Below are 23,752 nucleotides of genomic sequence, written 5' to 3'. Positions count from 1 at the left end.
GTGAGAGGGAGCGAACGGATGCTGGAGCAAGGCGCGCCCCCGGGTGGGCGGCGGGGCCTGTCCTCGGACAGGCCCGGTGTCCTCGTGCGCCTGGTCCTGCGGGCACTGGTGCTCGCGTTCCCGCTGGCCCTGCTGCTGACGGGCACCGCGCACGCCGACGAAGTCAGCGACGAGGAGCTCGACTCCCTGTCGTTCTACCGGCTCTCGTCGTCGATGACGGCCCTGTTCTCCACGGCGCAGGAGCCCGGCAGCGACATCAGCCTCAACGAGGAGAAATGGACCGGCCTCCTGGAACAGCCGGCCAGCGCCGGATCGATGCTCGGCTACGCCGACGAGGACTACAACCCGATCGCGGGATGGCTCAACTCGCGCGTGGCCCAGTCCTCGGACAGCGTCGGCTACGAGACTCTGGTCGGCAGCGGAAGCTCCGGACTCTCCGGGGTGGAGGGTGCGCGGGACTTCGCGCTGTTCGGTGCCACGCTCAACGGGTTGGGGCTGGACTCCACCAGCACAGGGCTTTCGCTGGGGTTCTTCAACGCGGTCTTCGGCGGGATCATCTTCCTCCTGTACACGGTCTCGGCCGGGGTCGACGCCCTGTGGTCGATCCTCATCGATGCGCTGATCTGGCTGAACCCGTTCAGGTTGTTCTACGACGCGATCAGCAACGAGGTGTTCGCCGACGGCATGACCGGCGGCCTGACCAATGAAGGGGAGGATCGGATACCCCTCAGCGGCCTGCTCACCTTTATCAACAACTGGTACGGGTTCCTGGAGGACCTCGCGTGGCAGGTCATGGTCCCGGTGTTCATCGGTGTCTTCCTGATGAGCATTCTGCTGTTCAAACAGTTCGACAAGGCTTCGGGCCTGAAGAAGCTGTTCATCCGCATGCTCTTCATCGGTCTGGGCCTGCCGCTGCTGGGCTCGATGTACACCGGCATGCTCAACGCCATGGCCGAGGCCACTGACGAGGGGAACTCGGGCTCCACGCGCGTGGTGCTCTCCACGTACGTCGACTTCGAGGGCTGGGCGATGCAGCACCGCCTGCGGGTGCCGGACGGGGGCGAGGTGTACGTCGAATGGGACGACAGCCAGAACGCTCCCTCCGGACGATCCCAGGCGAGCGTGCGCAGTCTGGCGCTGCAGATCAACTATCAGGTCCTGGGCCTGTCGGAGGCGACCAGCTCGCTGGACGGAGACGCCCCGTGGGGTGGTGCGTTGGGCGGTGGCGAAGAGGATTTCAGGGAGACGCACTACGCCCAGGTCTCGAGCCTCCTGAAGCGGTACATGGACAGCGACCACCTGTCCGCCTCGTCGTTCGAGTCCGAGTCCAAGTCGACCCTGTCGGACGAGGTCCGCGCGTGCGAGAACGTTTGCGCGCGCAAGTGGTTCAAGCAGTACATCGGCGATCCGGAAGCCGTCGTGAACGTCGGTAGCGACAAAAAGGAGGTGGATGTTCCCGACAACCCCTTGATCTCGGTGAGCGGTACGGGCCTGACTGCCAGCGACTCTGATCACGGCAGGAGGTTCAGCACAGGTGACGGGGTCGAGAGCTGCGGGCTGGAGCTGGCCACGGACAGCGGTAGCCCCAGGCGGTGCAACCTCGCACCGCTGGCGATGTACAACTACCTCAACACCGACTTCGGGCCGACGTCCTACACGGCCTACTCCTCCGGCAGGACCACCAGCGAGGCGACCCGGTCCATCCACAACTCGGTGTCGATGGTGGGCACCGGGACGATGAGCGCCGTGTACTGGTTCAACGCCGCGGTGCTGCTGGGCGCGTTCATCACCATCGGCGTCGGGTACGCCCTCGCGATGCTGGTCGGGAACATCCGCAGGAGTTTCCAGCTGATCGCGGCGATCCCGTTCGCGACACTGGGCGCGATCTCGGGTATCGCGAAAGTGATCGTCTACTCGATCGCGCTGGTCATGGAGGTCCTGGTCACGATCGCCCTGTACAAGTTCGTGCAGGAGTTCCTGCTGAGCCTCCCGACCATCATCGAGACCCCGTTCGCGAGGATCCTCAACCAGAGCGCCGAAGGTGACGAGGCGTCGGCGATGCTCGCCTTCCTGGCCTCCGGAGGTCTCATCACCATGATCGTCACCCTGGTGTCGATCATCCTGGTCATCCTCTTCACGGTCATGGCGATGCGCCTGCGCAAGACGCTGGTCAAGGCTGTGGAGGAGGCCGCCACCAAGGTGGTCGAGAAGCTCACCGACTCTTCCGTCACGCCCCCCGGTGGTGGCGGCGGTGGCAAGGTGCCGGCCTTCACCTCCGGGGCCTCCTCCGGTGCCGGGGCGGCGATGGGCAACCGGATGATGGGCGGTGGCGGCCCCAAGGGCGGCAAGGGACCGAACGCGGGCGGTACCAACGGCGGCGGTCCCGAGGGGATCAGCACTTCGGCGGGAAACAGCAGCGACACCAGAGTCGATGGCGACGTGGACACCGACGGCACGCTGGAGGGGCCCGGCGAACTCACCTCGGGTGACGGTGACGACGACCAGTCAGGTGCGGGTCTGGACCCCGGCGGCGAGAGCAGGGACGCCGAGCGGGAGACCGCGCTCGGCCGACGGGTCGAGACCGACGGGCTGTCGTTGCCTCCGGGGAGCGCCGACCCGGACAACCCGCGGGTCGGCGACGACGCCGACCCGCTGGAGGCCGGGGTCGCTTCCGTTCAGCAGTCCGGCGAGGAGTACAGGAAGGCCGACGCGGCCAGGCTCAGCGCCGGTAAGGACGGTGTCGAGGCGGGCGTCCACGCCGGGGTCGCCGTCGGCCGCGGCTTCGCTGGTGACGCCGCCGGTGCGGCCGAGTCGGGGGGCAAGGCCATGGAGAAGGGCGGTTCGGCCACGGCGAAGAACGCCCAGGCGAACGAGCACAAGGAACGGGCCGGAAAGTCGTCCCTCGACAACCAGAACCCCAACCCCAAGAACGTGCGTCGTATGAACCAGGGCCAACAAATGCAGCAGACCGGACGCACGGTGTCCAACACCGCGGGCCTGGTGAGCGGCGGCACCGGGGGCAAATCCGGTGGCGGCGGTTCGAAGCCCACCGGCGGCAGTGGAGGTAAATCCGGCGGTGCTCCGAAGCCGACCGGAGAACGGACTGGGAACTCGCGCAAACCGAGCCGAGGCAACAACAGGAAGAAGTGAGAACCGATGGAGGAGCAAGGGCGGAACCCCCGTTCACGCCCTGCGGCCAACGGCGCGATCCGTGCTCCCTTTAGCCTCATATATCAGGGTAAAGGGCATCGAAAAGTGTTGCTTCCGGATATGCCCGACAACTAGAATCGGCTCAGCCCCCATACCCCCAGCGGACCCGTCGAGCCCTCCATCGCCGCGCGCAATGCGTCGGATCCGAACAGGACAAGGAAAAGCATGAACATCACCAACCTCCCCGCTGCGGAGTGGGACCTCATCTCCTTCTTCGACAACGCTCGCGAATACGCCGGTACGGCGGGCGGTGGCCTCCTCGCGCTCATGGGCACCGTCGGAGTCATCTGGGGCGGGGTCCTGCTCATCAAGAAGCTGATGGCGTCGCAACAGGACCAGACGAGCTGGATCAAGATCCTCGGCCTGATCTTCGTCGGCGGCGCGCTCATGGCCGGCGGGTTCAGTCTCATCTCCAACATCGCCGAGGGCGGCCAGACCACCATCGAGGACCTGGGCGGCGGCATGATCCTCCTCCAGGGGTTCCCCGGGTCCACTGCCTAGCCGACCCTCGGTCAGGGAAAGCGAGAGGGTCGGCGGCCATGGGACTGCCGACCCTCTCGTACGTCCAGGAGACGCCCTCCGTCGCTGAGAAAGCGCCGCCGCGGTCGCGGTAGGCCTTGCGCACCTGCGCACCCGAAGGCAGAGCAGCAGAAGGGCTTGCAGCACATGGGGATGAAAGAGACCACGAAGGCCTTCGCGGCGAGGATGAAGCTGGGACCCCACCACGCCATCGAGCGGTTCGGGGTCATCACCAGCATCATCACCGCCACCTTCGTGCTCCTGCTGGTGAGCACCATCATCTCGGCCGTCGGCAACAACCGGGCCCGGCTGGACGAGACCGCGCTGTACACCGCGTCGTTCACCACTTCCAGGACCGAGCTGTCCGGCAGCGTCGACGGGGTCTACACCAACGAGGAGGGCACCCGCGCCCTGGTCCTCATGCGGTTCCGCGACTCCGACGCGGGGTCGTTCTCCACCGACGCCATCAACTACCAGGCTTTCCTCACCGGCTCCAACGAACAGCTCGACACCCAGCCGCTGCGGACCACCATCACCGGCTCGATCGTCGTGTTCGGCTCCACCGGCTACCTCGGGGTGGTCCTGGACTCCGACGCGCCGTTCGAGCAGCAGATCATCAGCCTGACCCTGCGGGCCAACAGCGAACTGGTCTACCAGGAGGACGCGGGACGCGCGCTCCGTGAGGACCTGCAGGACGACGGCTCCTTCGCCGAGTTCGACCAGTGGCGGCTGTTCCTCAACCCCGGAGCCTCCGGCACCGAGGAGGCGGCCTCGCTGGCGGGCGCGCGCATCGACCCCTCCGCCATGTACTACGAGCTGGTCATCGCCGAACAGGAGGAAGAGCTCCGCGAGGCGATGGACGAGCAGCTCATGGAGATGGGCGCCGTCCTCAACCGGATCGAGGAGTACAACGGCGAGATGAACCGGGTCAACGTCGACGGCGTGTTCATCGAACCGCCCGAGGTGCCGGTGCAGGTCGATGGCGACGCCGTCACCGGCGAGGGGGCCGACGCCGCCACCGAGTCCACGCTGGCGCTGGAGACCGACTGGGTGCACCCGCGCGGCTACGACTTCGACTGGCGTTCGGGCTCGGTCGAGGAGGGCTACCTGGACGCGATCATGCCCGAGGACGAGACCTCCTACGTCACGTTCCTGGGCGAGAAGGCCCGCGCCGAGGACGAGGAGAGCTCCCGGTTCGCGGCCAACGACATGGAGTGGCGCCTGACCGACGGCAACGACCTGAGGGAGTACCGGGAATCGGGCCAGGCGATGGATCCGCTGCGCGACATCATGAACAACACCACGCAGGCCTACCAGGACTACTACCGCCTCAAGACCGACTACCAGATCGACTCCCTGAGCGACCTGCTGGAGCTGGAGGTGGCGCTGCGCAGCGTCGAATCCGCCGGATCGGTCAACGCGGGCGAGGAGGCCCTGATCACGTACTGACGCGGAGCGGTACACAGCGCGGGGCCGATCACACGGACGAGGACGTCGAGAGGCGGGAGGTAAGGACACGATGGCGGGTTTCGCTGGTGGCGGGGCGGGAGGCATGCAGCCTCCGGGGCCCGGATCTGGCGCGTCGGACCAGGTCGGTCAGGCAGCCGGGAAGGGGTTACCCGACCCGGGTGACACGGCCGGTGGCGCCGAGTCCAAGGGCGACGGTGCGGCGGGGCCGGACCAGGCGGCCGACCCGGCGAAGGAGCCCGCGGGAGGGGCCGATCCGGCGAAGGACCCCGCGGGAGGGGTCGACCCCGGGAAGGACTCCGCGGGGGACTCCGACCCGGGGGAGGACTCCGACGAAGGCGCCGGCCCGAAGCTCGGCGCGGGCGGTACCTCGGAGGCGGCCAAGGGCGGATCCGAGTCCGACACGAAGGGCGTCGCCAAGGGCGCGGGAGCGGTCGCCGCCGTCCCGGCCATCGGTGTCGGTGCCCAGCTCATGGTCCTCCTGATGTTCCTCAACTGGCTCAAGGGCATGCTGGCCGCGCTGCTGGCCCTGCTCATGAACCTGTGGAGCCTGATCTGGATGCTGGTGCTCCAGGTCGTCAAGACCGTCGTGGGCTTCTTCCTCTCCATCGGCGGAGCGATCGCCGGGGCCGTGGGCGGGGCCATCAGTGCGGTCGCCGGCGCCGTTGCCTCCTTCGGCGCGGCCTTCCTGAGCGTGGTCGCCGTGGTCGCCGGTACGGCGGTCGTCCAGCAGGGCAACTCCATCGCCCAGCGCGACGCCATGCCGGAGAGCTGCCGTGCCGAGACCGAGAAGATCGTGCGCGAGATCGACGACAACACCGAGTCGGGGGCCACCTCCGAGGACATGGAGGCGATGGCCGAGGAGGTGTACTCGATCCTCGCGGGCATGGGCATGCAGGACGAGAACATCGCGGGCGTGTTGGGCAACTTCGAGCACGAATCGCGGATCGACCCGACGACCGTCGAGACGATCTACGACGAGCCCTATGAGATCGGCCCGCGCACGCGGGAGGCGGAGGAGAACGGTTTCCAGGTCGAGTTGATCGACGCCGACTACGCCGCGCAGTGGCCCGCCATCGACCTGGTGGGCATCGGTCTGGGGCAGTGGACCAACGGCCGTAACACGTTGCTCACCGACTACGCCGAGAGCACCGGTGGAAAGTGGTGGGAGCTGGAGACCCAGTTGAGTTTCATGCTCTCCGAGGACGACCCCGTTCGCGTGAGGTTCGTCCAGGAGCTCATCGAGGCCCCCTCCGGCTCGGTCGAGGAGGCGACCGAGTCCTGGATGGTCGAGTGGGAAGGCCTGACACTGGACTCCGACGTGAACGCGCCGCGGCTGACCGAGCGTGTGGAGGACGCCGGCGTGTGGTTCGCGAAGTTGGACGGCTGGGAAGCCGACGAGGACCGGGCCGACTCCATCCTGGAGCAGGCCGAGGCCACGGTCGACGTCGCCAACCAGAACCGTCGCACCGCGGCGGTGCAGGAGTGCCGCACCGCCAACGTCAACGGAGGCGGCGGCGGGGTGACCCAGGCCGGTGAGCAGATCCCCTGCGATTCCCTGGGGGCGATGCACCCGGACGCCTGCTCCATGCACGAACACCTCCAGGAGGAGTTCGGCGGCTTCTTCCTGTCGGCCGGTGGTCAGCGCAACGAGCCGGGCAGCAACCACAACAACGGCCAGGCCATCGACTACATGATGGCGGGACTCGGCGAGGTTCCCAGCGACGAGATGTACGACAACGGGACGGCGCTCGTCAACTACCTCATTCCGCGGGCCGAGGAGTTCAACGTGAGCGGCATCCTGTGGGACGGCCGCAAGTGGGCGGCCGGCAACGATCCGGTCGGGGAGTGGCACGAAGAGGGGGTCACCCGGGACGCCAGTGGGCGCGGGGACAACACGCAGAACCACATCGACCACGTCCACGTCAGCGTGGGACCCGACCCGTTCATGTAGCCGGGCCCGGGTGCACCGCTCAACGGAGAGAGCCGGTGCCACCGGGCCAGGGCCCGTCCCCACGCGGGGACCCGGAGACCAGCAGGAAAGGAGCGCGGCGATGGTCGACGAGGGCACGCCGGACAGCGGCGGCGACGGTGATGGCGGCGCTTCGCGGGAGAGGGCTCCGAAGCGGTCCTGGCGCGAGATGAGCCGCGAGGAGGTGATGGAGCGCTTCGACGCCTACCACGCCAAGCAGCGCGCCAACCGCAGGCGGATGACCGGCGACGACGTGCGGGAGATGCTGCGCGAGCGCCGCGCCGACAGGCGGCAGCGCAGGCGTGAGCGCCGGGAACGGCGCAGCGGCGGGGCGCCGCGGCGTGACACGGGCCAGGTCGTGCGGGTGAGCCTGGGTGGGGCCCTGATGGTCGGTGCGATCGGCACCGGGGCCCTGGCCGCCACCAGCACCGACACCACGCAGGCCCAGAGCCGGGCCAATGAGCTGGAGATCGCCTCGCTCGAAGGCGGGATCCGGGAGTTGGAGGCCGCCTCGTGGGACGAGGAGGACGCCGCCGCGCTCGAAGAGCAGCTGGGCGAGGCCCTGGATCAGGCCAGGGAGAAGGGCGAGGAGGTCGCCGAACTCCAGAACACCTACCAGGAGATCCTGGCCGACCTCAACGACGCGGAGCTGTCGGGGGACGGGGACGGGGGCGAGGTGTTCGCGCCCTTGGCCGAACACCGCGCGGAGCTCGTCGACTACTTCGACGAGTCGGCCCGGATCGTCGAGGACGAGGACGCCTACGTCCCCGGCGCGGACGTGCCCTTCGGCGCGGGCGAGATCGACGTGCTCGCCCCCTGGTACATCCGCTATGCCGACGAGGACCGCAGTGAGTACGCCCAGGCGTCGCTGAACTCCTGGGAGCTGGTCTCCGCCACGCCCCGAGTCGAGTCCCCGGGGGCCGTCAGCGTGGCCTGGCTCAACAGAGACGAGTCCAGCGGCCACCTGTTGGCCTGGGCCCGGGGCACCTACGACGCCGACATGGAGGCGTTCCACAGTCTGTACTTCGGCCAGACCACGATCGGTGACCGGCCCGTGGGCGGAGCGGACCCGGACGAGGAGGACCAGGACTGATGGGGTTCGTCAGCCGTAACGCCTTCCCGCTGTCCGCGGCGGCGCTGCTCCTGGTGTCGGTAGGCTCCTTCGCCGTCACACGCGGTGCGCAGGAGGCGGCCCTCGCCGATCAGGGGCGACAGATCGCGGAGCTCCGGGAGCGAACGGCCGAGATCGAGGAAGCACAGGACGAGAGGGAGAACGAGGTCGCCAGCCTGGTCCAGGGCACGAACACCGCACGGCTGGACACCGACGAGGAACTCATCGGCGACGTGCTGGACACCGCGCTGACGTGGGAGACCCACGCCGAGTACGAGGACGCGCGCAGCGCCATGATGACCGTCTACGGACTCGACGAGGACTCGGCGTTCATGACCGCGTTCCTGCCCGAGGCGCCTATGAACGTCGACCGGGAGGGCAACGAGTACGCGCTCATCGACCTGCTCGGACTCGACTCCCGGGTGAACGACTTCCGCAGCGAGGTGTTGTCGGTCCAGGGCACCGAGTACTCCTACCTGGTCCTGGTCGAATTGCGGACCACCTCCGACGACGGGCAGGCCAGCGCCTACAGTACGGCGACGGTGCTGCTGACCACCGATGGCGACGGCGGTGTCTCGGGTCTCGAAGGCTACGCCTCCACGTCCCGGGTACGCACCTCGGGCCCCTACTGACCCGGTGCTCACCTGGTGGCACAGCGGTCCGGCCAGTGGTTCGGCGCGAACGGGCCGCCGACGTACAGTGCTAGAATTATGTTGATATACGAGGAAAAACAGCTTCTGTCGCGGAAGGGGGAAGACCAACGTGGCCGATGAATCGGACAGCCCTGGCGGACCCCCGGCCCCGGACCAGGACCAGGGCGGCCGACTGGCCCGACGCCTGGGCCTGGCCTCTTCCGTGCAGCAGGTGGAGGAGCAGCGGGAACAGGAACGACAGCAGGAGCAGCGGGGGGAGGACCCCGCGCCGCGGCGTTCGACCGCTGGGCGCCGCCGAGTACTCCTGGTCCGTATCGGGTACTGGTCGGCCACCGGCCTGGTCACGCTGGGTGCGCTGGTGCTCTTCGCCATGGCGGGCTCGATCAATGCCCACCACCAGGCCGGGTTGGAGGAACAGGCTCAGGACGGCTTCGACGCCCAGGAGCGCGTCACCGCCGCCGAGCAGGGCCTTGAGGACCTGCCCAGCCAGACCGAGGCCGGGCGTTGGCTGGCCCGGGCCACGACCGTGGGCGAGGACCTCGCCGAAGCGCAGAACACCTACCTGGACCACACCGGGCCGATCACCACCGACGACCTGCCCGAGCAGACACCGGGACCGGGCGGGCGCGACGAGTGCCATCCCTACCTCGACGACCCGCCGACCACCACGCGCGACTACACCGAGGAGGAGCTCACCGCCTGCGCCGAAGGGCTGCGCCAGAGCGCCATCGGCGGTCTGGAGCGGGCGCTGACGCCGCACTTCACCGCGAGCGCCCGTGACTCCGACGGCTTCAACGCCGTGAGCCAGTGGCACTCGGCGATACCCACCCTCGACGACGACGCCCCGCTGTCCGGTTACACCTGGACCGCCCATGAGGCGCAGGCCTTCGAGCAGGACCTGGCGATCCGCATGGTCTGGATCCTGACCGAGGACGAGACGGGGCGGACCGTCGCCTGGCTCAGCGGTCGGTTCGACCCGTTGGTCAGCAAGTTCGACGACATGGTGCTCGGTACCGTCGCCGACGAGGGTGAGGAGGCCGCCGAGGGCGGGGAGGCCGCCGAGGACGGCGCCGACGAGGACTCCGCCAACGACGGTGACACCGCTGCGGGCGATGGCGCGGACGAGCAGGGCGACGAGCCCGAGGACGGTGAGTGACGTGAGCCTGGCCGAGATCGAAGCCTACGAGCGCGAGCGCGAGCGCCGCCGCCAGATGATCCGGCGCGTCCTGTTCTGGACCCCGCTGGGGGTGGCCGCCCTGATGCTGGCCGTGGGCGGGCTGTCCGTGTGGTCGGCCTCCTCCGGCCACGACGCCGACCGCGCCGAGGTCGCGGCCCTGGTGGAAGAACGCCAGACCGAGGCCCGGGAAGCCGAGGACGAGTTGCACGCCGCCTGGTCCGACGCACTGGCGCGCTCGTCGGCGGTCCGTGTCGAACGTCTGGAGAACGATGGCGAGGCGATGCGCATCCTACTGAGCGAGGCGGTGGAGGAGGGAGAGGACGTGTCGGCGGAACTGGTCGGGACCGGTGACGAGGAACCCCCGGCCCTGTTCGAGGAGCTGGGCCGCGACGGTGTCCCCGGTCTGGAAGCCGCCTCGCGGGCGCGTCTGGGGCCGTTCGAGCCGGTGCTGACCGGCATCGAAGGCGTGGACTACGCCTACTTCGCCTTCGTCGAGATCTATGACGCCGATGACGAGGAGGAGCGCCCGGTCGCGGCGCTGTCGGTGGAGTGGTCCACCGACGCCGAGGGCGCGATCACCGAGATCGACGCCCACTGGACCGAAGGGGTCCCCGAACACTCCTAGCACGCACGTCCGCAACGCCAGTCCACGACAGGAGGACCGATGAGCCCCGCCGCCACCGGGTCCAGGAACAAGCGCAAGCCACGTGAGAGGAAGAGCGCCGCGCAGCGGGCCGCCGAGGCCAAGCAGGCCGACGCGGACAGGGCGGCGACGCCGCTGGGCGCTCGCCTGCGCGCGCGTCTGGGGGAGTCGGGGGCGCGCTCGCTGCTGGCCCTCGTACGCGCGGGCCTGGTGGTCGGTTCCGGTCTGGTCGGGTACGTCCTGGCGATGTTCGCGGCGGTGACCGTGGTGCCCAACCTGTTCGTCATGGTGGCGGCGGGGACCGGCGTCGGTCCCACCTCGTCGTTGGAGATGCAGTTGGCGCACTGGCTTGCGCCGTCGGTCTTCCTCATCGGCCTCGTCTTCGTCCTGGTGCTGGTCGCGATGCGCGCGCTGTGGCGCGCCCAGCTCCGTCTGGCTGAACGGGCCCGTCGCGCGCTGCTGGGCGAGCAGGCGGACGCCGCCCAGGCCACCGACACCGACAGCGCCGGTCGCTGACCGGCCGGCCGCCCCCCGACACGGAAGCGAGACGCTCCCATGAGGATCGCACCCCTACGGATCACCGACCCCTGGTTCCACCGCCTGGTGCGGGACGACAAGGCCGACGTGCGGACCCTGAGCGCTGTGCCCTGCGACATCGCCGTGCACATGGAGGCGGTGACGATCCTGCACCACGGCGTCGACCAGAACTACCGGCCCTACCTGCACCTGCGGGGCCAGATCATCCAGATCCGGCCCGACGTCGAACTGCCCTTCGGCATCACCGAGATCCAGTACCGCGCGGGATCCGAACCCGATATCGACGCCTACTACGAATTCGACCCCGCCCAGCTCACCGAGCTGGTCCGCAAGGGCTACTTCGGCACCCGCTTCCGGGTGCCTGAGTCGATGACCGGTATCGAGTGGGAACTGCCCGCCGAGGCGGACTTCCTCGTGGTCGCACCGGAGAACGTCGAGCAGCCCCCGCTGGTCTTCGCCGGTGTCCGCGATCAGAACAGCGCCGTGCTCACCGAGGAGAACAGCGGCTACACCCTCGCCGAGTACTTCCCGGACTACTCCGCCGAAAGCCCGGCGTGGGCTTCGACCGGGCCCGCACCCACGGTGCCCACACACTCGGGGGCGATCCAGGACCTGTTCGCCGACGAGTACCTCGACGACGCCGAACACCGCCGACCGACCGGGCCCGCCGACCGCTACGCGGCCGCGAACCAGGATGGGCAGGCCCCGGCAAGCGTGTTCGACCGCCTCATGAACGAACTGGAAGCCCAGCGCAGGGGCGCCGAGAGCACCGCGGAGACCGACGCGGGCTACGACCCCGACGGCCCCGCCGGGGTGCTGCGCGAGCGGATCGGCCCCGGCGTGCGGCAGGCGCTGTCGAGTCGGGCCGAAGCGGTACCGAGCGACGCTCCGGAGCGCGGCACCGAGCACGCGCGGGACCAGGCCGCCGAGTCCGGCTTCCTCGACTGGGACGAGCCTGAGGACACGTCCGAGGTCGGCGTCGCCCCGGTCCGCACGAGCTTCGAGCGACGGTTCCCCGAGGAGCGGCAGGACGATGCGGACGGCTATCAGCCCGGCGGCTGATGGCCGTGTCGATACACATGAATGACGAAGATCCCTCGCCTTTTCCAGCCTTTCACCCTTCGAGCAGGAACGGCGAAACGCAGTTCTTCGTTGTGTTTTCGGCCATGACTGAAAAGCGCTTTACGCCTGGTATCAGCTGTGTGTAGCGTGCTACGATTATCCTGATTTATGAGCAAGAACGAGATGAGGTCGTGACCTTCTCGTCCACGAAGGCGGCAGCAGTTGTTCACCAATCCGGACGGTTCCCCCGACGGCCGCAACGAGCGCTATCCGAAGTTGGCCCAGTACAGCGACCCCCTCAAGGCCCCTGAGCGTGAGATCGTCGGCCGCGACTATGAGATCTCCCAGCTCATGGCGGCCATGGCCCGACCCGAGCTGTGCAATGCCCTTTTGCTGGCCCCGGCCGGTGCGGGTAAGACCGCTCTGGTCCAGGCGGCGATGCTGAAAGACGCCAAACGGGTCTACATGGAAGTCGACCTGGCTCGGATGATCTCCGGGCTGAGCACCCCCGACGAAATGGCGGCACTGCTCAAGGGGCTGTTCGACGAGGCCGAGAGGTTCAGCTCCGACGAGCACGTCGAGCTGGTGCTGTTCATCGACGAGTTCCACCAGGTGGTACAGCTCAGCACCGCCTCCGTCGAAGCGCTCAAGCCGGTTCTGGCGGCGTCCGGCGCGCGTGGTATCCGCGTCATCGCGGCCACGACCTTCGACGAGTTCCACAAGTACGTGGCACCGAACCAGCCGCTCATGGAACGCCTCCAGCGCATCAACGTCAGCCCGCCCGACCAGAAGACCACGGTGGAGATCCTCAAGGGGATGGCCAGGCGCTACGGGGTGGCCGACCAGTTCTACGACGATCACCTCTTCGAGATGATCTACGAGTACACCAACCGCTACATCCCGGCCTCGACGCAGCCGCGTAAGTCCATCCTGGTGCTCGACTCGATGGTGGGCTGGCACCGGTACACCGGCCGTCCGATGGACCGCGACCTGCTCGCGGACGTCCTCATGGAGTCGACCAACGTCAATGTGGCGTTCCGCGTCGACGCGGTGCAGATCAAGAAACAGCTCGACGGGGCGGTGTTCTCCCAGGAGTTCGCCACCACCGTGGTCGCCAAAAGGCTGCAGGTCTGCGTCGCGGATCTGAACGACAAGACCAAGCCCATGTCGTCATTCCTCTTCACGGGCAGTACCGGAGTCGGAAAGACCGAGCTGACCAAGCAGCTCGCCCTGCTGCTCTTCGGTGACGACCAGCGCCACCTCATCCGCTTCGACATGTCGGAGTACGCGCGGGAGGAATCCCTGGACCTGTTCCGCTCGGAGCTGACCAAGCGCGTGTGGGACATGGGGCACGCCGTGCTGCTGTTCGACGAGATCGAGAAGGCCGCCCCGGCGATCACGCGCGTGCTGCTCCAGGTGCTCGACGACGGCAGGCTCACCAACGACAACGGCCGTCAGGTGTCGTTCCTCAACACCTACATCGTGCTGACGACCAACGCGGGATCGGAGATCTACGAGACGATCGCCCAGTACAACGTGGACGACACCGGTTCGGGCAAGGAGCTGGTGGAGAAGATGAAGGAGATCCGCAGGTCCATCTCCACCACGCAGGGGGACAACAAGTTCCCGCCCGAGCTGTTGGGCCGCATCGACGCGATCGTCCCCTTCCAGCCGCTCTCGCGCGAGACCCAGCGCAAGATCGTGAAGAACAAGCTGCGCCAGATGCGTCGCGAGGTCATGGTCAAGCACGGGGTCAGGGTCGAGATCGCCGAACGGGTCCTGCAGTACCTCATCGACGACCACGCTGACACCGACTCCAACGCGGGCGGCGCACGTGCGGCGATCGCGAAGATGACCGACGAGGTCACCACCGCCATCGCCGCGTTCGTCAACGCCCACACGCACGAGAGGGTCCTGCGGGTGGACGTACGGGGCACGATGCGCAGCGAGGACAAGGGCCTTCTCAAGAGCGACTCCTATATCGAGGTGGCCGCCGCGCGCTGAGGTGGTCCACGGGGCGGCGGCGGCCCACCGATCGACGGTTGCCTTACCCAGGCTGATAAACGAGCTGTTTCCAGACGTCATGGTGAGAGCGAGAGGATGTGCCGATGGGACTCATCGACAACATGTGGAAGAAGGGGAAGGCCGGCGGCACGTCTGACGGTTCGGAAGCGGCCGCCTCGCCGAGCGGCGACGGCAAGAAGCGCACCAAGCGGCGCAAGCCCGAGGAGATGCTGGCGAGCGTGTTGCAGGAGAGCACCGTCAACGCCGCGATCGACCTGCTGAGCCGCAACGAGCGCTTCGTCCTGCCCGGCGGCAACTCCTGGGCGGCGCTGGCCCTGCCGGTGGAGAACATCGGCGGCCTGAGCAAGAAGCAACAGAAGGATGAGGCCAAGGGCTCGCTCATCGAGCTCATCAACCACGACCACATCCAGACCATCACCACCCGCCAGCTCCTCGACGAGGAAGTCCTCGGCATCATCCCCAACGCCCAGACACTGGAGCGTATGGGTGAGTACTCGCTGCTCACCGACGCCACGTACTACTGGATGGTGCTGAGTCCGAGCCAGGACCGCCAGGAACTGGTGGTCGAGGCCGTCATCGACGAGGGGACCACCTACGCAGAGGCGGTGGCGATCGCCGACGGAAGCCGCAGCCTGGCCGACCGGCTTCCGCAGATGTGGGCCTGGACCCAGGCCATCAGCGCGACCACGACCCGCACGACTGCCCCGAGCAGCGCTGACGTCGCCCCGTCGGCCGACAGCGCCGCCATGCCGCCGTCGGTCCCGCCCGCCCCTGACGGCAGCGACCACCTGCCAGGCGCGGTGGCCACGGCCCCCACCCCTGAGGCGGGCGTCGACGACGAGGAGCCGGGGGACGATCCCCTGGCCGGCGGCGAGTCCTCCGCGGACCTGTTCGACGACGACCTCGGCGACGACGAGTCCGGCGCCTACGACGAGGTGGACGACGACGGCGCGTACGAGGACGGCACGTACGACGACGAAGACGAAGAGGACGACGACGAATACGAAGAGGACGAAGAGGACGAGGGCCAGGGCTTCGCGGCGCAGGAGGAAGGAACGCAGGACCCCGCCTGGACGCGCTATGCCGAACAGAACCGGGACCGGGAGTTCACCGAGGAGCAGGTGCGGGAGACCATCGCAAGGCGCTTCCTCTCCGACGACCTGGGTCTGGAGATCCCGTACTCCGAGTTCGAGGCCACGTTCGACACCCGGGCGCCGTCGGTGCGGCTGGAGTTCGGTGACGAGGTCTCCGACTGGCTCGGCGAGCAGATCGCCGTCATGGCCGAGCAGGCCAACACCGAGCTGGCGAAGCTGCACAGCGACCACAGAAAGGAGCTGCGTCAGTTCTTCGTCGAGACCATGAGCCTGCACGCCGAGTCGGTCATGCGTGAAGTCGACGAACATCGCGAAGGCTCGGTCTACCAGACGCTCTCGGCCGCGGCGGAGCAGGAGTTCGCCGACCTCAAGGCCAGGGTGCCCGAGGACGTCGGTGTCCGGCGGGCGGAGATCACCCGGCGCTACGAAAAGGACGCCGATGAGCGCGCCGAGGTCGCCGCGGCCCAGGCCAGGCAGGTGTTCTGGGACCGGTTCCGCACGGAGATGGAACGCAAGATCGCCGACGTGGCCCCCGAGATCGAGCGTCGCAACGAAGAGCGCTACGCCCACCAGCGCCGGCTCGTGCTGGAGATGCGGCGCAAGGACGCGCGCACACGGATGCATCTGGGCACCACACGCACCTTCCAACTGCTCGCCGAGCGCGAAGCCAAGCAGCGCGAAGCGGAGATGGAGCTGCTGGAGCAGTGGAACGCCAAGCTGACGCGCTTCATCAGCGACAACCTCAAGCACGACATCGCCCGCGCCGAGGTGTTGGCCGAGCAGTTGCGGCTGGACAACCAGGTCGAGGAGCTGCAGGCCGAGCACGCCCTCCGGGTGGAAGAGCTCAACGCCGACCGGGAGAACCGGGTGCGTCGGCTGGAGGCCGAACTGGAGCGCGAGCGCGAGCGGGCCGAGGCTCGGCTGCGCGAGCGCGAGGGGGAGTGGCGGCACGAGGCCCACATCAAGGAGGAGAAGCTGCGCTCGGCCAACCAGCTGTACAAGGACCTGCACGCGCAGATGCAGGACATGGCCGACAGCATGCACCGGCAGTACCGCGGCAGGATCGACGAGCTCGAAGGCGACAAGCGCTCCTACGCCGATGAGCTGAAGCGGACCAACCACGTCCACAGCCGCTTCACCAAGCTCCTCATGCTCCTGGCGGCGGTGCTGGTGCTGATCTCCATCGCCGTGGGCGTCATCGTCGGCTGGACGCTCGGATACGGGGCGACCAGTAGCGCCAGCGCGATGATCATCCCCGTGTGGATCGTCTAGGGCGTGTCCGGTGGATGGCCCCGGGGCGCCGCGCAGCAGGGTGAGCTCCGGCCGAACAGGGCCTGGAGAAGCCGAGCGCCACGGGCGCGTCCCGGTACGGGGCGCCACCTTCGACGATGAGGGCGGTGCCCTGCCCACGTTGGTCCGCGGACTCCGAACGCGCTGTCATATCTACTGGTAAACCAGTAAAAACAGTGCATCCTAGCGCACACGTCAAAAGAAAGGCCCGCCTCATGGCCAGGAGGGGCTCCAGCCCTAAAGCGAGCGCGTGGGACACACTCTCCTCGCGCAAAGCCGAGGAGACGCTCGCCAACCGCGACATCTACGAGTCCCAGCAGCTCGACCGCTCGCGCATCGAACGCAAACGGACCCGCACCTCACGCACCATGATCGCCGTCGCGGCGGGAGTCCTCGTCGCCGTGCTGGTGTGGGCGCTGTGGTCGGTCGGCCAGTTCACCGTGAGCGCCGTGACCTCCTCGCTCGGCGGACCCGTCGCCCCTGACTTCGTCGAACGCGAGCGGATGTCGTCGACGCAGTACTGCTACCGCGTCCTCGATGAGGACGGGCAGGCGGTCCCCGACCAGCCGTGCCACGAGACCGAGGACGAGGCCCTGGCGGACCCGCCCCAGTGGGTCCTCGACGACGTCGCCGCGCAGCAGGCGCGGATCGACGCCGAGCGCGAGGGCGAGCCGGACGCGTTCCTCGGGTGGTTCCTCCACGTGACCTGGATCAAGCTCGCCGTGTCGCTCGGCGCCGGCCTGATCACGTTCGGCCTGGCCTACCTGCTGCTCATGCGCAACCGGGACGCACAGAACCTGCTGCACGACACCAGCGACATCAACCAGTACCAGGGCGACCAGCACATCGCCCTGCCGGACGAGGTCGTCCGCAAGTTCGACTGGTTCCCCGACGTGGGCGCGCACAGCTCCGTTCAGCCGTCCTCCATGATCAGCCACGTCATGGCGGTCCGAAAGGGCCTCAAGTCGGTCGAGGTCGCCAAGCGGGCGGACGAGGACGTCCTCGACTCCGACGGCGACGTCGAGTTCCTCAAGGGCGAGATCCTGCGGGACGACGACGATCGGGCGATCACCACGAAGATGCCGCTCATCGACGAGAAGTTCGGCGACGACCTGTTCGAGGCCTCCGGTCTGCCGAAGGACAAGAACATCCGCAAGCGGTTCGACACCACCAAGATCCCCTACAACCCGGACGGCAAGGACCGCGACAAGCTCGGGGAGTACAAGACCGTCGCGGACATGATCAACGCCGACTGGGAGTTCCCCGAGTACGAGGTACAGCGCCCGGCCGGTGCCTACATCGTCGACACCGCCCCGGTCAACACCATGGTCCTGGCCATCACTCGCGCCGGTAAGGGCCAGACGTACATCGAACCGATGATCGACATGTGGCTGCGCGAGAAGAGCCCCAACAACATGGTCATCAACGACCCCAAGGGCGAACTCCTGGTCAAGCACTACGTGCGAGCGACGATGCGCGGCTTCCAGGTGGTGCAGTTCAACCTGATCAACGCGATGAAGACCGACATCTACAACCCGCTCGGGATGGCCGCCGAAGCCGCCCGCGAGGGTGACTCGACCAAGTGCGCGATGTACGTCGAGAACATCGCCGACGTCTTCTTTCCGCTCGACGGCGGTGAGGATCCGGTGTGGCCCAACGCCGCCAACAACGCCTTCAAGCGCGCCGCCTACGGCCTCATCGACTTCTACCTGGAGGAGGAGCGCGAACTGCGTGCCTACGCCGCCCGGGTGGACATGGATCCCAAGGTGCTGGAGACCAAGCTCGACGAGAAGTGGGGCAAGGTCACGCTGTACAACTGCTACCAGCTGTTCGTGCGGCTCTCGTCCAAGAAGGTGAAGAATCCGGTGGACCTGGTCGAGGAGAGCGTCCAACGGGGCGACTACGGGAGCCTGGAGGACGGCACGTTCCGCGAGGCGGAAGCCGAGGCCGCACTGGTGGAGGCCGAGAACAAGGCGTTCCTGTGGGAGGACAAGAAGGAGCTGGACATGCTCACCTTGTTCTTCAACGCCACCAACGCGCTGCCGACCAACTCGATGCGCACCCTGGTCGGCAACGCCGACAACGCGCTCCGGGCGATGGGCGCGGCCGAGAAGATGCTGGCCAGTGTCTACGGCATCGCGATCACGGCGATGAGCTTCTTCACCGACCCGACGATCTCCACGCTCACCTCGGGCACCCCCAGTCAGAACACCGACCTGGGCGGCCTGAGTTTCCCGCGCCGCATGGGCGTGCGCTTCGCCATGAACTACCTCAAGCGCGACCACCTGATCGGCGCCCAGGCCAAGTGGGACGCCTACGCCGACGAGAAGTTCGAGCAGGCGCTCGGCGAGGACTTCGAGCACGAGGACATCGTCTCCCGCGAAGGCTGGGCCCGCTACTACTTCAAGGGCAAGTTCGCAGGCGACATCGCCTATATCCGACTGCGGCTGTTGAACCCGCAGACCGGCATGCTGATCCGCACCTACTACTTCAAGTTCAAGAAGGACTACCAGACCTCGCTCAACGGCCGGTTCTACATCACCGACCCGGTGACCGGCGAGAAGATCATCCGTAACGGGATCCTGCTGGAGCTGAGGAAACAGGGCGACGGTTCGTTCGCCCCGGGGCACACCACCTACCCGCAGATGCGGCTGACCAACATCACGGGGGACGTGCCCCAGAAGGAGATGGGCCAGGCCAACGCGATCACGCAGACGATGGTGCGGTATTCGGAGCAGCCCAAGGCGGTGTTCCTGGTGACGCCGCCGCACCTGATGAAGTACGCCAAGCTCATCCTCATCCTGATCAAGCAACTGGTCGACCTGAACTTCGACAAGTCGTACATGACCAAGGAGAACCAGAAACCGCTGTACAAGACCCGGTTCATGCTCGATGAGCTGGGCAACCTCCAGTCGGAGGGGAACGGTATCTCCGGCTTCGAGACGATGCTGTCGATCGGGCTGGGCCAGGAGCAGCAGTTCACGCTCATCCTCCAGACGCTTCAGCAGCTGCGCGACGTCTACGGTGAGTCGGTGGACAAGATCGTGCAGGGCAACACCTCCAACATCGTCTTCCTCAAGAGCACCGACGACTCGATGCTCGACACGCTGGAGAAGATGTCCGGCAAGCGCCACACCACCTACATGGACTCCAAGACCGTGACCCAGGACAAGGGCCACGTGGTCAAGGGCATGAGTGTGGAGAGCAAGGTCTCCTACACCATGTCGACCAAGGAGGAGCCGGTCATCTCCTACAACGACATGGCCTTCATCTCCGAGCGCAACTCGATCGTCTTCCGCGCGGGTGACTCGCCGGTGTGGAACCGCAACGAGACGATCCTGCCGATGTCCTGGCGCATGTTCAAGGACACGATCAAGCACCCTGGGCACGACTACACGCTCCAGACCATCCCGACGCTGTCCAGCGCGGTCGACTTCGACGTGCGGATGAACCAGCCCGACTTCGAGGCGATGCTGGCCAAGCGCATGCAGCAGGCCGAGCTGACCGCCGAGTGCCGGGAGAAGCACAAGACGGCCTACGGCCTCTCCGAGGCCGATGTCGCACGGCTGGACCCCGACACCTACGCCGACGAGGTCATGGAACTGGTCGACGCGGCCCGCGGCGAGGCCTACGCCGAGGAGCACGACCTGGGCGGCTCCGACGACGTCGACCTGGAGGACCTCGAGAACGCCCTCGACCTGGACATGCCCTGGGAGTTCGACACGGCGACCCAGCAGGCGGTCGACTCCCAGCAGGCGAGGATGACCGAGTTCCGCCGGCCGCGCTACGCCAACAACCTGGTCAGCCGCGACATGCTGGTCCACTTCTCCTCCGATCCCGCGCGACCGCACGCGGGCGCGCTGGACGGTCCGCTGGACGCCCAGATCATCGAGGCGTACAAGTCGGTGCGGCCCGCGCTGGAGCGGGACGGCGCCCACTTCTCGGTGGGCCCTGACGGAGCCCTGCGCAGCGCCGACGGATCGCAGGTCTACATCTCCCGCCAGGACGAGTCCGAGGCGATGCGGCGGCTCCAGCAGGCCAGCGAGAGCGAGACCGAGCGGGTGTTCACCGAGGGTCCGGAGCACCTGACCGACCTGCACGGGTTCCACGTGCACGGAGCGTTCTACGAGTTCCTCGCCGAGCGGGAGGACTGGCTGGATCTGGCCCGCGGCGAGTTCGACCGGGCGATGGCCGACCTGATGGGTGACGAGGGCTGACCGGGAGGCCAGGGGCGTGGGACAGAAGGCAGGTCAGGAGTGGCGACATGGCTGATGGACGAAGAGACCGCGGTGGGCGGACCGGCACGCGTCCAGGTGATGTGACCGGGACGGGCGAGGACGGAGGCGGCCGTGGCGACGCGTAAGAAGAGGACGTTGAAGGCCGAGACGTACCCGGCCCCCGACCCCGTCGAGGACACCGCGGACGCCGAGGCGCGCGGTGTCGGCAAGGAGACCGGGCGTCAGCGCCGCGCGAGGCGCAGGGCCGACTCCCCGCGGGCCCAGCGCGATCGGTACGACCGCGAACTGGACGGCAAGCAGCGCCAGACCAGGCGCGACGCGACCGGGCGCGACGGTGACCCACTGGCCAGGCTCAAGCTTGAGACACAGCGCGCGCAGGAGGAGTTCATCCGCCACCTGCGCGCCTCGCGCATCGCCTCGCCGGGTGCGTCCCGGTCCGACCAGGGCCGACAGCTGAACGACCTGCACCGGGCGTACGTCCAGCAGATGGTGATCCAGTGCCTGGAACCGCTCAAGGGCGGGCTCAACGCGCAGAGCGTGCTCACCACCGTGGGCATGGGTACGGCGATGTGGCTGCTCTCGCCCAACTTCCGCACCGTGACGGGCGAGTACGCCGGGCAGATGGCCGCCGCCATCGGCGGGCAGGCCCGGCGCGAGGCGAGGATCACCGCCAAGGGCGAGAAGTCACGTGCGAAGGAGGCTCGGCACTTCGACCGGACCGGCGAGGGACGGGAAGGCATGCGGGGCCCGTTCGGGTGGATGCACCGCAGGCGCCTGGAGCGCCTCGAACGGCTGGAACGCGGCGGCCGCGACCTGTTCACCGAGCACAGCGCCGCACTGGCGCATGTGGGGATCGCCCAGAACGCCTACGACGAGATGCGCAGGCCCGGCGCCGACCGGGACCTCGTCAGGCAGAACTACGAGAGCGCCCTCGGCGCGCTCTACGACTGTGTGGACGAGGACGGTCTGGACCGCGAGGAGGTCGCGCGCGAGATGCGCGGCATCGTCGGTCAGCTCATCGAACGCGACCCCGAGCAGGCGGCGGTCTTCGCCGAACTGGGGCACGGCCGGTTCGTCAGGTCCGAACCGACGGCGGTCGTCGAGGAGGACACCAAACAGACGAGGAAGGTCTGGGAGGGTGACTACGTCGACGCCCACAACGGCGACCTGATCACCGGCGGGACGTTCTCGCTGCGCGAGCCGATGGGTACCGACGAGCACCGCGCCGAGGTGGCCCGGACCATGTACGCCGAACTCGCCAGCACGAGGAGCCCGGCCGAGTTCAAGACGGTCATGGAGCAGTACGTCGTCGGTTCCAAGACCCTGAACCATCCCGGGGCGGTCGAGCGGACCGAGGATCCCTCGGCACGTGCGCGGCTGAACAGGGCGCGGACGATGTTCGCGTCCATGCGCGGCGACGGGATCAGCGAGGGGGACCAGAAGCTGGTCTACGTGGGCGGGTTCGTCGAGTCACTGCAGGCCATGGAGCAGACGCACCCGCAGAAGGTGGCGCAGTGGCGACAGAGCCTGGGGCCCGAGTGGGAACAGCGGATGCACGATCTGATCCGTGAGAACAGCGGGTTCGGCGAGCAGACCGACCGCGCACGGACCGATCGCGAGCAGCGGGGGCCGCGGGGCCGGGGCGGACCGGAACAGGGCCCTGAACGCGGACGGGACGAGGCCGACACCGCCGACGCGGACAAGGGTCCGGGTTCGGCCACGGAACAGCAGCGGGAAGGCGACATGCGTCCGACGGATCCCTCCGGGGACCGTCCAACGCCGGGTGTCGTGGCGAGGCGGGTCAGGGTGCTCGCCAACCAGAGAGCCGACGATATGCCGTCAGCTGTTCGTTCCGCTATCAGAACCACTCCCCCGGGGGCGGCTCCGGAACAGGACAACGGTCCTGAACTCGGTGGTTGACCGGCCACCGGGATAGAAAGTGATCAAGCACAGAGAAAGGCGCGATAATGGGTGACGTGGACTGGTTCAAAGTTTTCGGTATCGAACCCGAGGACCACAAGCGTTGGGAGGAAATGGAGGAGGACGCGGCCGAGCGGCGCGCGCGGGGAGGCGGTATCGGGCAGGTCGTGGGAAAAGCGGCCGAGTCGGGATTGGGGTTCGCGCAGAAAGCAGCACAATCACGGATGGACGCGGCCCAGCACAATCTGCGCAACGATGGCCGCGCAACGCGACCGAAGCGCACGCGCAAGGTGGTGGAGGTGGAGGAGCAGACGGAGTTCACGGATAAACGCGAGTTCGACTGAGCACCCTTCCGGCGCGCCGAGCGGTGCTTTGACCCTCCGGCGAGGGCTGGATAGACTCGTCTACGAGCGAAACTACGACATTGTGCCCTGACCAAGACGGAGGACCGGACATGGCGGTGCCCCAGACCTCTGAGGGTTCGGAACGCGTGACCAAGCGCGCGTTCATTGCGGCGGTGGCGCGCCGCGTCGGGCTTCCGAAGAGGGTCGTCTCTGAAATCTACGACGCCTCCATCGCTGAACTCATGGACGTGGTGAGTCGAGGCGATCGCCTTATCCTGACCGGTTTCGGCAGCTTTGAGCGACAATGGCACAAAGGTCACCCGGTGAGGTTCACCAAGGGCGGTGAGGACAAGGTCGACGACTACTCCGTGCTGAAGTTCAGCGCGACTCGCCAGACCAACCAGCGTATTGGACGGCCTGAGTGATACTGGGATCACAACCGGTTGAGGCTGCCAGGGACACAAGAGCTCCGGAGGAAATGCATTCCTCT

At 67.6% G+C, this 23,752-nt stretch carries 16 protein-coding genes; all 16 read left to right on the top strand.

All coding sequences use genetic code 11. The features are described 5' to 3' along the window. The first annotated feature begins 18 nt into the window (after positions 1-18). Positions 19-3,150 carry a hypothetical protein gene (locus tag A6A08_RS02595; RefSeq protein WP_143181638.1) on the top strand — a complete coding sequence of 1,044 codons (3,132 nt, stop codon included), beginning with the start codon at positions 19-21 and terminating at the stop codon, positions 3,148-3,150. Between the two features lie 225 nt (positions 3,151-3,375). Further along, positions 3,376-3,711 carry a hypothetical protein gene (locus tag A6A08_RS02590; RefSeq protein WP_073700852.1) on the top strand — a complete coding sequence of 112 codons (336 nt, stop codon included), beginning with the start codon at positions 3,376-3,378 and terminating at the stop codon, positions 3,709-3,711. Between the two features lie 171 nt (positions 3,712-3,882). Continuing rightward, entirely contained in the window at positions 3,883-5,178 is a 1,296-nt protein-coding gene (locus A6A08_RS02585) for a hypothetical protein (protein ID WP_083608789.1), read from the top strand. 70 nt (positions 5,179-5,248) lie between these two features. Further along, positions 5,249-7,150 (top strand): phage tail tip lysozyme, encoded by a 1,902-nt coding sequence (locus A6A08_RS02580; RefSeq protein ID WP_073700850.1) that lies wholly within the window; start codon positions 5,249-5,251, stop codon positions 7,148-7,150. Between the two features lie 100 nt (positions 7,151-7,250). Beyond that, positions 7,251-8,261 carry a hypothetical protein gene (locus A6A08_RS02575; RefSeq protein ID WP_073700849.1) on the top strand — a complete coding sequence of 337 codons (1,011 nt, stop codon included), beginning with the start codon at positions 7,251-7,253 and terminating at the stop codon, positions 8,259-8,261. Further along, entirely contained in the window at positions 8,261-8,911 is a 651-nt protein-coding gene (locus A6A08_RS02570) for a hypothetical protein (protein ID WP_073700848.1), read from the top strand. Before A6A08_RS02575 ends, A6A08_RS02570 begins: the two co-directional genes overlap by 1 nt. A 130-nt stretch (positions 8,912-9,041) precedes the next feature. Next, on the top strand, positions 9,042-10,088 hold the full coding sequence (locus A6A08_RS27865) for a hypothetical protein (protein ID WP_073700847.1): 1,047 nt from the start codon (positions 9,042-9,044) through the stop codon (positions 10,086-10,088). Next, complete coding sequence (locus A6A08_RS02560) at positions 10,081-10,734, top strand: hypothetical protein (RefSeq protein WP_242422064.1); 654 nt, start codon at positions 10,081-10,083, stop codon at positions 10,732-10,734. The genes A6A08_RS27865 and A6A08_RS02560 overlap by 8 nt, the downstream gene beginning before the upstream one ends. 39 nt (positions 10,735-10,773) lie before the next feature. Further along, entirely contained in the window at positions 10,774-11,268 is a 495-nt protein-coding gene (locus A6A08_RS02555) for a hypothetical protein (RefSeq protein WP_073700845.1), read from the top strand. A 39-nt stretch (positions 11,269-11,307) separates the two neighbouring features. Beyond that, positions 11,308-12,351, top strand: coding sequence for an AAA family ATPase (locus A6A08_RS02550; protein ID WP_073700844.1), 1,044 nt, complete (start codon positions 11,308-11,310; stop codon positions 12,349-12,351). A 222-nt stretch (positions 12,352-12,573) separates the two neighbouring features. Next, entirely contained in the window at positions 12,574-14,355 is a 1,782-nt protein-coding gene (locus A6A08_RS02545; protein WP_073700843.1) for an AAA family ATPase, read from the top strand. 104 nt (positions 14,356-14,459) lie between these two features. Next, a complete protein-coding gene (locus A6A08_RS27860) occupies positions 14,460-16,742 on the top strand; it encodes a hypothetical protein (RefSeq protein ID WP_073700842.1) in 2,283 nt (760 codons plus the stop codon). A gap of 233 nt (positions 16,743-16,975) precedes the next feature. Continuing rightward, a complete protein-coding gene (locus A6A08_RS02535) occupies positions 16,976-20,977 on the top strand; it encodes a type IV secretory system conjugative DNA transfer family protein (RefSeq protein ID WP_073700841.1) in 4,002 nt (1,333 codons plus the stop codon). A 156-nt stretch (positions 20,978-21,133) separates the two neighbouring features. Further along, entirely contained in the window at positions 21,134-22,918 is a 1,785-nt protein-coding gene (locus tag A6A08_RS02530; protein ID WP_073700840.1) for a hypothetical protein, read from the top strand. Positions 22,919-22,974: 56 nt separating this feature from the next. After that, a complete protein-coding gene (locus A6A08_RS02525) occupies positions 22,975-23,262 on the top strand; it encodes a hypothetical protein (protein WP_143181637.1) in 288 nt (95 codons plus the stop codon). 110 nt (positions 23,263-23,372) lie between these two features. Further along, positions 23,373-23,687 carry an HU family DNA-binding protein gene (locus tag A6A08_RS02520; protein WP_073700838.1) on the top strand — a complete coding sequence of 105 codons (315 nt, stop codon included), beginning with the start codon at positions 23,373-23,375 and terminating at the stop codon, positions 23,685-23,687. Positions 23,688-23,752 lie beyond the last annotated feature (65 nt).

The sequence above is a fragment of the Nocardiopsis sp. TSRI0078 genome (assembly GCF_001905145.1).
GTDB lineage: Bacteria > Actinomycetota > Actinomycetes > Streptosporangiales > Streptosporangiaceae > Nocardiopsis.
This window is presented reverse-complemented; position numbering and strand designations above follow the sequence as displayed.